The sequence below is a fragment of the Bradyrhizobium sp. ma5 genome, assembly GCF_042258955.1.
In the GTDB taxonomy this organism is placed as follows: domain Bacteria; phylum Pseudomonadota; class Alphaproteobacteria; order Rhizobiales; family Xanthobacteraceae; genus Bradyrhizobium.
Window position 1 is genome coordinate 3,739,814 of record NZ_CP170156.1, and the last position, 12,800, is coordinate 3,752,613.

Here is a 12,800-nt window from a genome sequence, read left to right on the forward strand (position 1 = left end):
CAGCAAGAGGCTGGAATGAAGCAGCGGATCAACATCGTAGAACTTGCCCGGCACTTGGGGCTGGCCGTGTCGACGGTCTCCAAGGCCATCAATGACCGCGGCGACGTGAGCGATGCGACGAAGCGGCGCGTGCTGGAAGCGGCGGAGAAGTTTGGCTTTTCTCCGGATCCGGCGGGGCGGCGGCTTCGCACGCAAACGTCCGAGACGATCGGCTTCGTGCTGTCGCCGCCGCAGACCCATTTTGCGCATCCGTTCTTCCTGGATCTGCTGATGGGGATCGACCAGAATCTCAGTCAGACCCCGTTTCAGCTCATCATCGTCGCAGGTCGAACGCTGGAGACGGAGCTCGATAGCTTCCGCCGCCTGGTCGAGCGGCAGCGGGTCGATGGCGTGATGTTCGGCCGCACGCGTCGCGACGACCCCCGGATCCGCTATCTCCAGGAGCGCAACGTGCCGTTTGTCGCGCTGGGCCGCAGCGAGACCGGCAAGCCGTTTCCCTTCGTGGATATCGACCGAACGGTCGCCGGCCGCAATGGAACGGCGCGTTTCATAGGGTTTGGACATCGCCGGATCGGGCTGTTGAGCACGCCGGGATACCTCATGATCAGCCATCTGCTGCAGGAAGGCTATCGCGCGGCCTTGAAGGCGGCGAAGCTGCCGTTCGATGCCGATCTCGTTGTCGAGACTGGCACCAGCGAGGAGGGGGGGCTGAACGGCGCCCGTCGGCTCCTTGCGCTGAGCGATCCGCCGACGGCGATCATGTGCGGTCACGACCTGATCGCCACCGGCGCGATGCAAGCGATCGCGGAGACGGGCAGGCGCCCAGGCGTCGATATTCCGGTGATCGGTTGCGACAACCACCCGCTCGGGCCCTATCTGAACCCGCCCCTGACCACGTTCTCCGCGCCGACATTCGAGGCAGGGCGCCGCATGGTCGATCTGCTTCTGGCCCTCATGGACGGCCGTTCGGCCAAGGAATTGCAGGAAATCTGGTCGCCCGAGCTGATTCTGCGCTCGTCTCACGGCAGCCAACTGGTCGCGGCCGGCGAAATCTGAAAGCTGACATCTGTCGCTTGACAAGCCGGGTTGCTGCGAACTAGTTTACGAAATCGTTTTCGTAAATCGGGAGTTTGCGATGTGGCCTCTGCGGAAAGTCGCGGTTCTTGCGTTTTCGATGCTTGTTGCGCTCGCCGGACGGGCCTCAGCCCAGGATCTTCGCATCGGGGCGATCTTCCCCCTGAGCGGCGCAAACGCCGATTACGGCGATCTCTACATGGGGGCGACTGAGCTTGCGGTCTCGCATCTCAACGACACAAAAGCCCTCGGCGGGAGGCTATCGATCGCCTACGAGGACAGCCAGGCGCTCCCGCAGCAGGGCGTGATCGCCATGAACAAGCTCGTGAACGTCGAGAAGGTGAGCTACGTGCTCTCGGCGTTCACAGGCGTGTCCAAGGCGATCTCGACCACCGCGACGCGGAGCCGTACGGTTGCCGTCAATGGCGGCGGGGTCGGCCCCGACCTTGCCGAGCTTGGTGAGTATTTCTGGAACGTCATCCCGCTCGCCAATTTCGAGGTGCGGGCAATGGCGCCCTATTTGGTGCGGAAGCGGGGATTGAAGCGGTTTGTCCTCGTCTATGTCGACGACCCGCTTGGCCAATCGATCAAGCGCGAACTCGAATCCAGCCTGCCTTCGCTCGGCGCAACCTTGGCCGAGGCGCTGTCGGTGTCGTCCAATGCCCAACAATTCAGCGGAGTGGCGGCGCGGGTGCGCGATGCCAAGCCGGACGTCGTCTACGTCGCCTCGTTCGGCGCGCAGCAATCGCAGATCATCAAGCAATTGCGCGACAACGGCGTCACGCAACAGCTCGCCAGCTACTCGGGGTTTGCGATCCCTGCCATCGCCAGCCTTCCCGAAGCGAAAGGGGCGCTGTTCACGACGCAGCGGATCGACTGGAATTCCGACGATCCGGTGACAAGGCGCTTCACGCGGGAGTACCAGGCCAGGACCAGCCGGGCGCCGACCGCCTACGCCGCGAACTACTACAATGCCGTGCTCCTCTACGGGACCTTGGCGTCGGCCTTGCAGAAGGCTGGCTTGCCGATCACGGGCGAAAATCTCCTGACGAAGCGGCGCGAGATCGGCGCGTTCGATCTGGTCGGCGGGCGTGTCACCTTCGAGAAGGACGGCACGATCCGATCGGCTATGCAGATCAACGAAGTGGCTGGCGAGCCGGCCGTCGTCGAGACCGTTGCGGTTCACTAGCTCTGGCGCCGGTGCGAGGACCCATGCTGCTACTCCAACTCATCATCAACGGGATTCAGGTCGGGGCGCTTTACGGCCTGACCGCGGTCGGCTTCTCGCTGATCTTCGGGGCCACGAAGATCTTCCACTTTGCTCACGGCGCGAGTTTCGCGATCAGTGCCTACGTATTCTATTATCTCTTCGCGGTTCTCCTGGTCTGGTGGCCGTTCGCGATCCTTGCGGCCTGCATCCTGGTCGTGCTGTTCGGAGTTGTTCTGGACCGCTATGTCTACGGGCCGATCCAGAGCACCGACGGATCGTTCTTCACGATCTTCGTCGGCTCCTTCGGCGTCGCCGTCGTCATTCAGAACCTGATCGGGACCGTATTCGGGCGCGGCTTCATTTCGGTGCCTTCGGCATTGAGCAGGAGCGTCGAGACATTGCCTGGGCTCTACGTGGCGCCGACTGCAGGGATTGCCGTCGTCACCGCGGTGGTGTGTTTCGTCGCGCTCCAGCTCTTTCTCGGCAGAACCAATATCGGGATCGCGCTTCGGGCTCTGTCCGAGAGCCCCGCGCTGGTGCGGACGTTTGGGTTGAATCCGAAGGCGGTGTCGACATGCGCGTTCGCGCTCGGCTCGCTGCTCGTGGTTCCCGCCGCGGTGCTCACCAGCATGACCTCGGGGCTGAATGCGGCAATCGGCGGCCGCGTGATGCTGATCAGTGTCGCCGCGACCATCGTTGGCGGCGTCGGCAGCCTGCGCGGAGCAGCCTGCGCGGGGCTGTTGCTGGGCATTGCGGAGAACCTGGCGCTGTGGCGGTTCGATCCGCAGTGGAGCGAGGCGGTCACGTTCCTCATCCTGTTCGCGTTCATCGTGCTGCGTCCGTCGGGCTTCTTCGGCCGCGTCGTGACTAGCTGAAGGATCTGTGTCGTGATCGCTTATCTCGTAAACCTTGCAACGCTGGTCTGCATCAACGCCATTCTGGCGATCACTCTGAATTTCATCATGGGATATGCAGGTATCTTCTCGCTGGCCCATGCGGTGTTTTTTGGCGTCGGCGCGTATGTCGCGGCATTCATTGCCTTGCAGTGGACGGACGCGCTGCTGCTTCAACTGCCGGCCGCGATGCTCATCGCTGGAACGATCTCGGCGGCGCTTGCCCTGCCTGCCCTGAGGGTGCGGGGCGACTACTTCGTGGCGGCCTCGCTCGGTTTCCAGGTTCTCGCCGCAACGGTGTTCTCGGAGTGGAAGTCCGTCACGGGCGGTATCGGCGGCCTGGTCGGCATCCCGCCAGCGAGTATCGCAGGACACGCGTTCAGCGATCCCGTCCAGTTCCTCGGCCTTGCCGGCGTGACATTGGCCCTGGTGGTCGTGCTGACCAGGGCGATCGTCCGTTCGAGCTTCGGTCGCAGCCTCAAGGCCATCAGGGACAGCGAATCGGCCGCGCTGGCGTTCGGCAAGAATGTCGCGCTGATCAAGACGCTCTCAGTGTTCTACTCGACCGCGGTCTGCGCCGTGGCGGGCGTTTTGTATGCCGACTATCTCAGCTTCATCAATGTCGAGAGCTTCACCATCGATGCCTCGACGCTGTTCCTGGCGATGGTGATCGTGGGCGGCATCGGAACCGTGTGGGGACCGATCGTCGGCGCGGTTCTTCTCACGTTGCTGCCAGCCGCCTTGACCTATCTGCCGTTCCTCCCCAGCACCGAAATCGGATCCGTGCAGCAGATGGTCTATGGGCTGGCGATGGTCCTGCTGATGATCTTCAAGCCGGACGGCCTCATGGGCGCAAAGCGAGGGGAGGTCTGAGGTGCTGCAAGTGTCGAAAGCTCCAGGCTCCCCGGCGACGCTTCTCGAGATCGCCAATCTCACCAAGAGTTTCGACGGCGTGAAGGCGGTCGAGGATGTCTCGCTGCGTCTGCGCGAAGGGATCATCACCACGCTGGTCGGCCCGAACGGGGCAGGCAAGACCACGCTCTTCAACCTGATCACCGGACATCTGCGACCGACCTCGGGCGACATCCGCTGGCAGGACGAATCGATCGTAGGTACCGCACCGTGGAAGATCGCGCGCCTCGGCGTCGCCCGGACCTTCCAGGATCTGCGCCTGTTCTCGCACATGACGGTGTTCGAGAACGTGCTTACGGTGATGGAGAAGAGCGCCTGGTTCTGGCAATCCGAGGCCGGCAGCGGCGCGGAGCGCCACCAGCGCGTCCACGAGATCCTCGAGGCGACCGGCTTGCAGCACAACGCCGGCGTGCGCGCGAACGATCTCGCCTATGCGGAGCGCAAGTTCCTCAGCATGGCGCGGATCATGGCCACGAAGGCCAAAATGTGGCTTCTCGACGAACCGGCATCCGGGCTCGATCCGAGATCCTACGAGCGCTTCGTGACGCTGCTGCGCGGCGAGGTTCGCCGCGGCATCACGATCTGCATCATCGAGCACAACCTCGAGATCGTCGTCAGCATCTCCGACCGGATCAGCTTCCTAGATCAGGGGCGGCTTCTCGCCGACGGCGAACCCGAGGAGATTCTCGGAAATCCGGAGTTGTCATCCATCTATTTCGGCGAGCGCAACTCATGACCGATGCTCTCATCAGCGTTGACAATCTCCGCGTCGGCTACGGCGGCCGCGTCGTCCTCGACGATATCAGCCTTCAGATCCGAAAGAACGAGGTGCTTTGCCTGGTCGGTCACAACGGCGCCGGCAAGTCGACCTTGATGAATGCGCTGTTCGGCGTGGTCACACGCCAGGGCGGCGAGATCTCGGTGGACGGCCAGCGCCTGCATCAACCGGAACCGAAGAAGATGGCGGCCCTGGGCATTGGCCTTGTGCCCGAAGGCCGCGGAATTTTTCCGGGCCTCACCGTCGATGAAATCTTCCAGCTCGCGATGTGGGCAACCGGCGTGCCGCAGCGGGAACGGCCCGAGCGGATCGAGTGGGTGATGTCGATCCTGCCCCGCATCAAGACATTCCACGCCCGCCGCGCGGGCACGTTGTCGGGTGGACAGCAGCAGATGGTCAGCATCGCGCGCGCCCTGCTGAGCCGTCCCCGCTGCCTCCTGATGGACGAGCCGTCGATCGGACTGGCGCCGAAGCTGTTCCAGGACCTGCTCCAGCCCATCCGGCAACTTCAGCAGCAGCTCGGGCTGTCGATCCTGCTAGTAGAGCAGAATGTGAAAGAAGCGTTCAAGATATCGGATCGCGTGCTGGTGATGCGCTCCGGCGCGATCATCCACGAGACCAGTCCCGAAGCATTGGCGGACAACAAGGTCCTGATGCAGTTCTACTGAACTGAAGACCGACATCGAAGGCAGCACCATGCAGCAGAGTATCGTATTCGCAAACAGTGAGCGGCTGCGTCCGCCCGCTGGTCATTATTCCCACACCTGCACGGCCGCCGGCCTCGTGTTCGTGTCCGGGCAGCTTCCGGTCGACGTGAATGGCAGGCCAATGACCGACCGGCCGTTCGCGCAGCAAGCCGAGCAGGTGCTCGCCAATCTCGATGCCTGCCTGGAAGCTGCCGCGACCAATCGAAGCCGGCTCGTCCAGGTGCGCATCTACGTGACCGACATGAACTCCTGGCCGGCGTTCAACCAGATCTATGCCGATTGGATCGGCGACATCCGGCCCGCGAGGGTGGTTGCCGGCGTGGCGTCCCTTCATTTCGGATTGCTGGTGGAGATCGAAGCCGTCGCGCTTGCTTCGGCCTGAATGGCAGGCGCACTCGACAGCAATAACGCACAACACGGAGGAAAGCATGATGCCCACGCGGCGCTCCATGATATTCGGCTTGCTCGGCACGGCCGCAGTCCAACCATCGCGTGTCTTCGCGCAAGGTGGCGCAGCACCGATCAAGATCCGCCTCGCTTCGGTGATCTCGTCGGCCTGGCTTCCGCTCTGGGTTGCGAAGGACAAGGGCATCTTTCTGGAAAAGGGGCTCGACGTCGAAATCATGTCGGTCCAGAACCTCTCCACGACGATCGGTGCGCTCGGCCGCCAGCTGGACATTTCGGGCGCCACCGCAATCGATATCGTGAAGGCGGCAGCCAGCGGCCTCGATGTCGTCGGCGTGTGTGGCAATACGCTTGAGACCGCCGCCAACCGGCAGATGCGCCTCATCGCCGGCAAACAATCCGGCGTCACCTCGATCGGCCAGCTGATCGGCAAGACGATCGGGACGCCGTCGATCAACGGCGTCGTCCACATCGCAACTCTGCTTGCGCTCAAGCGCGGCGGGGTGGATGCGAAAGGCGTTCGCTTCATCGAGATGATGTTCCCGAACATGGTGGACCAGCTCAAGGCGCAACGTATCGACGCAGTCGAAGAGGTTGAGCCGTTCGTCAGCGCGCTCAACAAGGCGGGCCACGTCGACCTTGGCGATCCGATGCTACAGGTCGGCGATCCCGTTACGCTGACCAGTTGGATGGCGAACGGCACCTGGGCGCGGGCCAATCCCGAAGCGATCGCGCGGTATGTCGCCGCCCTCGAAGAGGCGAGAGCATATATCGCAGCTCACGAAGTCGAAGCGCGCGAGGTCCTCGCCAAATGGACCCGGCTGCCGAAGGACGTGATTGAGAGCATCGTGCTGCCGACGTACAGCACAGCTCTGACGGCAACGCACATCTCGGCGTGGATCGAGGCGATGCGGGAGACCGGGCAACTCTCCGCAGAATTGAACCCATCCAGCCTCGTGCTGAAGTGACCCCGGACGGCTGGCGGCGATCATGACAACCCAACCCAGTTTTCAGTGCGAGAGCCTTTGCATCGATCTGCCCGGTGCGCCGGGTGTTCGCCGCATCATTGAGGATCTCGATCTAGTGGTCAGACGAGGCGAGTTCGTCTCGATCCTCGGCGGCTCCGGCACTGGAAAGACCACCCTTTTGCGGACGCTGGCCGGGCTGACGCCCTACAGCTCCGGTCGTGCCGCTTACGAGGGACGGGAGGTCCGATCACCGGTGCCCGGCATGGCCATGGTGTTCCAGGACTACGGGCACGCCCTGTTGATGTGGCGAACCGTGCGAAGAAACGTCGCGCTCGGCGTGGAAGGGCGCCTGCGCGACGCTGAGCTCGATAACAAGGTTCAGAATGCCATCCGCATGGTCGGCCTCGACCGGTTCAAGGATGAATACCCGTGGCGGCTGTCGGGTGGCATGCAGCAGCGGGTGCAGATCGCCCGGGCGCTTGCCATGGAGCCGAGCGCGCTGTTGATGGACGAGCCGTTCGGCGCGCTGGACGCGATGACGAAGGCCTCGCTCCAGAACCAGCTTCTGGCGGTCCAGGCCGAAACCGGCGCGACCGTGCTGTTCGTAACCCATGATATCGAGGAGGCGATCTATCTCAGCGATACGATCATTCTCCTGAGAGGCAGTCCGGCCCACATCGCGCGGCGCATCCGCGTCGACCTGCCGCGGCCGCGCGACCAGATCGAGACCAAGGAGCTTCCCCAATATCTCCGGCTGCGTCATCAGCTCTACGAGGCGTTTCGCCATGAGATCCATGCTTAGACGCTCAAGGGGCGCGCTCAACCCGTCTGCGCTCGCGACCGCTTTGGTTCTTCTCGCGGCTTGGGAAGTCGGCGTCAGGGCTGCCGCGACCCGGTTCGAATTCCTGCCGGCGCCGACGGAGATCGCCCAGGCGCTCTACAGCGCGATCCGATCCGGCCAGATCATCGCCGATTCCGTGCACACCGTCGCCTGCGCGCTGGCCGGATGGGCGATCGCGAGCGTGCTTGGCGCGGCCATAGGCTTCGCACTCGCGTTCTCGCCGATCGTCCATCGCTTCTTCGGCGCATCGCTCGAGCTGCTCCGGCCCTTGCCGGCCGTGGCGTTCGTTCCGGTTGCGGTTCTGCTGTTCGGTTTCACCGTCACCACGGAAATCGCCGTGATCGTCTTCGCGAGCGTGTGGCCGGTCATCGTCAACGCCGTCGCCGGGGCGAAGGCGATTCACCCGAGGCTGCTCGATACGGCCGCGACGCTGCATCTGTCGCGAACACAGCGGCTCGGCAAGGTCATCCTTCCCGCAGTATTGCCGGCGACCATGGTCGGCGCGCGCGTCGCGCTCGGGCTCGCACTCGTCGTCGCTGTTATCGCGGAGATGGTCGGCAATCCGGCCGGGCTTGGCTGGGGGCTGGTGACCGCGCAGGAGGCCCTCCAGCCGGGCCTGATGTTTGGCTATCTGGTTGCGACGGGCACGCTCGGCGTTCTCCTCAACGCGTGCCTGCGACTGACCTTCGCGCGGCTGTTTCCCGGCATTCGGGAGCTTCAGCAATCATGATCGCAACCAACGCGCCCGCACAAGCCATTGCCGCTGGCAGGGGACGCCGATGGGCTATCCATGCGGCGGCCAACACATGGTCGGCCCTGCAAGGGTTGCTGCCGCTGATCGTCTTGCTGTTGCTCTGGCAGGTGCTGGGCGATCCGCGTTCACCGTATTTTCCGCCGCCGTCGACGTGGGCGGCCGCCCTGATTGACCGGACCACCGCGGGAGATCTTGCTCCCGCGGTGCTGGCGACGTTCCAGTCGGTCGTCGCGGCCCTCGTTCTTGCCACGGGACTGGGCGTCGGCATCGGCGGGCTGATCGGCGCCTCACCGGCTCTGGAGCGCTGTCTCGGGCCGACGCTGGAATTCTTGCGCACGTTGCCGCCGCCCACCATCGTGCCGGTGGCGGCCTTGCTCATCGGCGTCAATCAAGAGATGAAGCTGTTCGTGATCGTATTCGCGGCGCTCTGGCCGGTTCTGCTCAATACCACCTCCGGCGTGCGGTCGCTGCATCCGACCTTGCTCGAGGTTGCGCGATCGCTCCAGCTCGGTGCGATCGCGCAGGTGACCAAGATTTTCCTGCCGGCGCTGCTGCCGTCGATCCTGACGGGCGTGCGCGTCGCCGCGCCGCTGGCGATCATCGTATCGCTGCTCGCGGAGATGCTGACACTGATGCCGGGGCTCGGCGCGCTGCTGCTGATGGCGCAGCGCAATTTCAACGCGGCCGAGGTCTTCGGCCTGCTGGCGGTCGTCGGCTCGTTCGGCTTCATCATCAACGCGGTGCTTGCCGCGTTCGAATCCTGGGCCTTGATGCCTCAGGGGCGGTCCTAAGGGAAACAGATCATGTCCATCGACTTTGAGCGAAGGGGCGCTGTCGCCCTCGTCACGATCAACCGGCCTGACGCCATGAACGCCCTCGATGTCGAGCACGATCGTGCGCTCGCCGAGGTCTGGAAGGAGTTCGAGGCGGACCCGAATTTGCTGGTTGCTGTCCTGACCGGCGCGGGCGGCCGTGCCTTCTGTTCCGGCGGCGATCTGAAGACGTATATGCCGTGGCGCCGCGAGCACGCCCTGCATGGCACGGAAAGCACCATCAGTTTCGGCGGCATGACGCTCGCTGGCGAGATCACCAAGCCGGTCATCGCTGCGATCCAGGGCCATTGCATCGCCGGCGGGCTAGAGCTGGCGATGGCGTGCGACATTCGCGTCTGCACACCGGACTCGCGGTTTGGCCTGGCGGAGGTGCGGTGGGGTGTGCTGCCGGGCGGCGGCGGTACCCAGCGGTTGCCGCGGCTCGTCCCCATGGGCTGCGCCCTGGAGATGATCCTGACCGGTGAGCCGATCGATGCGCAGCGCGCCGAGCGGATCGGCCTCGTGAACCGCGTGGTCACTGCCGACGCGCTACTCGATAGCGCCTTTGCGGTAGCCAAGCGCATCGCGGCGAACGGGCCGCTCGCAGTCAAGGCCGCGAAGCGAGCCGTCCAGTACGGATTGGACGGCTCGCTGGAGGAAGGGTTGGTTCTGGAAGGCGCTCTGCAAAGGCAACTGCTTCAAACGGCCGATGCGGAAGAGGGGCTTCGTGCCTTCGCTGAACGGCGGCCTCCGGCCTTTGCCAACGCCACAGCAGCTGAAAAGTAGACGACATCAAAGGAAGGTTCAGTCTCATGTCGACGTCACAGGAAAACAGACCGCGATTTTCACCAGCCCGCCGCGTCCCGCTCGGACCGAGTGGAGATCTGCTGTTCTTGTCGGGAAGCCTTTGCGTCGATGAGGACGCACGCGATAACATCGAGCTCCAGACCCGCAGGATCTTCGAGCGCATCGCGCGCGTGCTGGGCAAGTATGGCGCCTCGCTGTCGGATGTCGTGAAGACCACGGCCTTTCTGGCCGATCTCGCCGACTATGACGGCTTCAACCGGGCTCGCGTCGAAATATTCATGGACGCCAGGGAGCCGCCGGCCAGCACCGCCATCGGAGCCGGGTCGCTCCTCGGTATCGGTACGCGCGTGGAGATCGAGGCGATGGCATTCGTGCCGTCTCGATGACGCACCGAGACCGAGTCAGCATATACGCTGAGGCCATTTTCTTGTTGCAGGCTAATTGGACAGGACCCAAGCCACATCTTGAGGCCTCTCCGGCCGTCCTCGCCCGGCTCAAGATCAAATTGGCTGTTGTTGGAGCCGAAACCTCCGCATTTGGCCGTTGGTCCAATGGTAGGCCTTGGTCCGGTAGGTCGAAAAGTCCGTTATCTTTCAATGGGGATTGACACACTCTCTCCGCTCCACTGCTTGTCCAATAAACCAGTCGCCGTGCAAGCCGTAGGACGTATCTTGCACAGCATGCATAGCCCAAGCCGCTTGAGGCCGGAGCGGGGGGCGGCTTCGCGATTTGAACGTGAGACGATCCATGCCGACGTTCGAGTTCGCTATCGCGTCCGCATCCGTTCCGCAGGTATCTTCGACCCTGAACATCATCGCGAAGTACGCATCGCCGTCGCGGTCGTGGTACTTGGTTTCCAATGAGACGCGGTCGGCGGGGGAAGCTCATCCGCTGCTCACCAACCAATCTTGCACTACTCCAGTTGTTTTCCGACGACCGCTTAGATGCTTCCGGTTGGCTTGAGGCCGGTTCAAGATTCGCGAAAGACTAGCTGTCGCTCTGGGGCGATGTGAGCCTGCGCGGTCATTGCCAAGCCGGTGGCGTTCGGTCAAAATTGCTGCGCTAAAACAAAGAAAATCGGGAGGAAGCCAATGTCCATTCGCGTCACCGCGCTGATCGGCGCGGCGTTCGTTTTGTTTGCTCAGCAGGCTCTGGCTGAGAAAAAGTATGGTCCCGGTGTCAGCGATAGCGAGATCAAGGTTGGGCAGACGATCGCCTACAGCGGACCCGCCTCGGCCTATGGGGTGCTCGGCAAGACCGAAGCGGCCTACTTCAAGTGGTTGAACGACACCAAGGGCGGTATCAACGGCCGCAAGATCACTTTCATCAGCCGGGACGACGGCTATTCGCCGCCGAAAGCGGTCGAGAACGTTCGGAGCCTGGTCGAGGGTGACGAGGTCGCGTTGATCTTCGGCGTCCTCGGCACGCCGTTGAACATGGCGATCCGTCCTTATCTCAATAAGCAGGGCGTGCCGCAACTGTTTCCGGCCGCAGGCTCGTCGGCGCTCAACGACCCCGAGCATTTTCACTGGACGATGGGGTGGCAGCCCAACCTCCACGACGAAGCGAAATTCTATGCCAGCAGCCTGCTAGCCCATAACCCCCATCCGAAAATCGGAATCCTCTATCAGAACGACGATTTCGGCAAGGACTTGATCGCCGGCCTCAAGGACGGGCTTGGGCCGGACGCCGACAAGATGATTGTCAGCGTCCAGGGTTTTCAGCCGACTGATCCAACCATCGACAGTCAGATGGTGATCCTGCAGAACGCGGGCGCCGATGCCCTTTTTCTCTTCACGTACGCGAAGCAGGCGGCGCAGGCGATCAGCAAGATGTGGGATCTGAAGTGGAAGCCGGAGACTTTCCTGCATCTTGGAGCCGCTTCAATCGGAGCGACTTTCAAGCCCGCTGGGATCGATAAATCGGTGGGCATCATGACCGCGGGGTTTATCAAGGATGCCACCGATCCCCGTTGGGCCAACGATCCTGATATCGTTGCGTGGAGGGCCTGGATGAAGGAGAACATGCCTGGCACCGATACCAACGACAGCTTGACCGTGGCCGGCTATGCCGTAGCTCAAACATTGGAGCAGGTGCTGCGCCAGTGCGGCGACGACCTGACCCGGGAGAACATCATGAAGCAGGCCGCGAACCTGAAGAACTTCCGCCTTGGCTTACTGCTGCCCGGCAGCCTGATCAACACAAGCCCGACGGACTATCGCGTGGTGACATACGTGGTACTGCAGAAGTTCAACGGCACCAGTTGGGACGAGGTGAAGTAGGGGAAACATGAAGGATGGCCGCGCATTGCTCGCGGTCATCCATACGAATGCCGATCCGGGATCATCTGCCGGGTCGATGTCGATCAATGGGCAGGTGACCTTATTTTGCCTCGAGCCGCTGAAGATCCTCGACCAGAACGAAGCACTCTTCGTCGGGTCTTACGAGAATGCGAGCCTGTTGTCCGATTTCCAGAAACTCCCGCGCGTCGGAAAAACGCATGCCGGGAAGCAGGAGTCTGGGGCTAATCAGCTCGGCTGCAATGGTAATATTGGCGCTCCAAGTCTTGATCGGTCCGGAGCCCGAGCGCATCCTGGGCGGTACGCCGCCGATGCGTGACTGTCCGGCGAGCCGTCGTG

Annotated in this window: 15 protein-coding genes; all 15 read left to right on the forward strand. The window is 63.0% G+C overall.

Features of this window, described 5'->3' with window-relative positions; genetic code table 11:
• Positions 1 to 15: 15 nt before the first annotated feature.
• Complete coding sequence (locus ACE103_RS16935) at positions 16 to 1,056, forward strand: LacI family DNA-binding transcriptional regulator (protein ID WP_375780364.1); 1,041 nt, start codon at positions 16 to 18, stop codon at positions 1,054 to 1,056.
• Positions 1,057 to 1,135: 79 nt separating this feature from the next.
• The gene (locus ACE103_RS16940; protein ID WP_375780365.1) at positions 1,136 to 2,263 is read left to right on the forward strand and encodes an ABC transporter substrate-binding protein; all 1,128 of its coding nucleotides are present in this window, start codon (positions 1,136 to 1,138) and stop codon (positions 2,261 to 2,263) included.
• 23 nt (positions 2,264 to 2,286) lie between these two features.
• Positions 2,287 to 3,159: a branched-chain amino acid ABC transporter permease gene (locus tag ACE103_RS16945; protein ID WP_375780366.1), complete on the forward strand. Its 873-nt coding sequence runs from the start codon at positions 2,287 to 2,289 to the stop codon at positions 3,157 to 3,159.
• A 12-nt stretch (positions 3,160 to 3,171) separates the two neighbouring features.
• Positions 3,172 to 4,050 (forward strand): branched-chain amino acid ABC transporter permease, encoded by an 879-nt coding sequence (locus ACE103_RS16950; RefSeq protein ID WP_375780367.1) that lies wholly within the window; start codon positions 3,172 to 3,174, stop codon positions 4,048 to 4,050.
• A gap of 10 nt (positions 4,051 to 4,060) precedes the next feature.
• The gene (locus ACE103_RS16955; protein ID WP_223973553.1) at positions 4,061 to 4,825 is read left to right on the forward strand and encodes an ABC transporter ATP-binding protein; all 765 of its coding nucleotides are present in this window, start codon (positions 4,061 to 4,063) and stop codon (positions 4,823 to 4,825) included.
• Positions 4,822 to 5,535 (forward strand): ABC transporter ATP-binding protein, encoded by a 714-nt coding sequence (locus ACE103_RS16960; protein ID WP_223973551.1) that lies wholly within the window; start codon positions 4,822 to 4,824, stop codon positions 5,533 to 5,535. The genes ACE103_RS16955 and ACE103_RS16960 overlap by 4 nt, the downstream gene beginning before the upstream one ends.
• Before the next feature lie 28 nt (positions 5,536 to 5,563).
• Positions 5,564 to 5,956 (forward strand): RidA family protein, encoded by a 393-nt coding sequence (locus tag ACE103_RS16965; protein WP_375780368.1) that lies wholly within the window; start codon positions 5,564 to 5,566, stop codon positions 5,954 to 5,956.
• A gap of 46 nt (positions 5,957 to 6,002) precedes the next feature.
• On the forward strand, positions 6,003 to 6,947 hold the full coding sequence (locus tag ACE103_RS16970) for an ABC transporter substrate-binding protein (protein WP_375780369.1): 945 nt from the start codon (positions 6,003 to 6,005) through the stop codon (positions 6,945 to 6,947).
• 22 nt (positions 6,948 to 6,969) lie between these two features.
• Entirely contained in the window at positions 6,970 to 7,749 is a 780-nt protein-coding gene (locus ACE103_RS16975; RefSeq protein WP_375780370.1) for an ABC transporter ATP-binding protein, read from the forward strand.
• Positions 7,742 to 8,518 carry an ABC transporter permease gene (locus tag ACE103_RS16980; protein WP_375780371.1) on the forward strand — a complete coding sequence of 259 codons (777 nt, stop codon included), beginning with the start codon at positions 7,742 to 7,744 and terminating at the stop codon, positions 8,516 to 8,518. The genes ACE103_RS16975 and ACE103_RS16980 overlap by 8 nt, the downstream gene beginning before the upstream one ends.
• On the forward strand, positions 8,515 to 9,333 hold the full coding sequence (locus tag ACE103_RS16985) for an ABC transporter permease (RefSeq protein ID WP_375780372.1): 819 nt from the start codon (positions 8,515 to 8,517) through the stop codon (positions 9,331 to 9,333). The genes ACE103_RS16980 and ACE103_RS16985 overlap by 4 nt, the downstream gene beginning before the upstream one ends.
• 12 nt (positions 9,334 to 9,345) lie before the next feature.
• Complete coding sequence (locus tag ACE103_RS16990; protein ID WP_375780373.1) at positions 9,346 to 10,140, forward strand: enoyl-CoA hydratase/isomerase family protein; 795 nt, start codon at positions 9,346 to 9,348, stop codon at positions 10,138 to 10,140.
• Between the two features lie 107 nt (positions 10,141 to 10,247).
• A complete protein-coding gene (locus ACE103_RS16995) occupies positions 10,248 to 10,547 on the forward strand; it encodes a RidA family protein (protein ID WP_375780374.1) in 300 nt (99 codons plus the stop codon).
• A gap of 705 nt (positions 10,548 to 11,252) precedes the next feature.
• Positions 11,253 to 12,443 carry an ABC transporter substrate-binding protein gene (locus ACE103_RS17000; protein WP_223973535.1) on the forward strand — a complete coding sequence of 397 codons (1,191 nt, stop codon included), beginning with the start codon at positions 11,253 to 11,255 and terminating at the stop codon, positions 12,441 to 12,443.
• Positions 12,444 to 12,450: 7 nt separating this feature from the next.
• Positions 12,451 to 12,780, forward strand: coding sequence for a hypothetical protein (locus ACE103_RS17005; protein ID WP_375780375.1), 330 nt, complete (start codon positions 12,451 to 12,453; stop codon positions 12,778 to 12,780).
• The last annotated feature ends 20 nt before the right edge of the window (positions 12,781 to 12,800 follow it).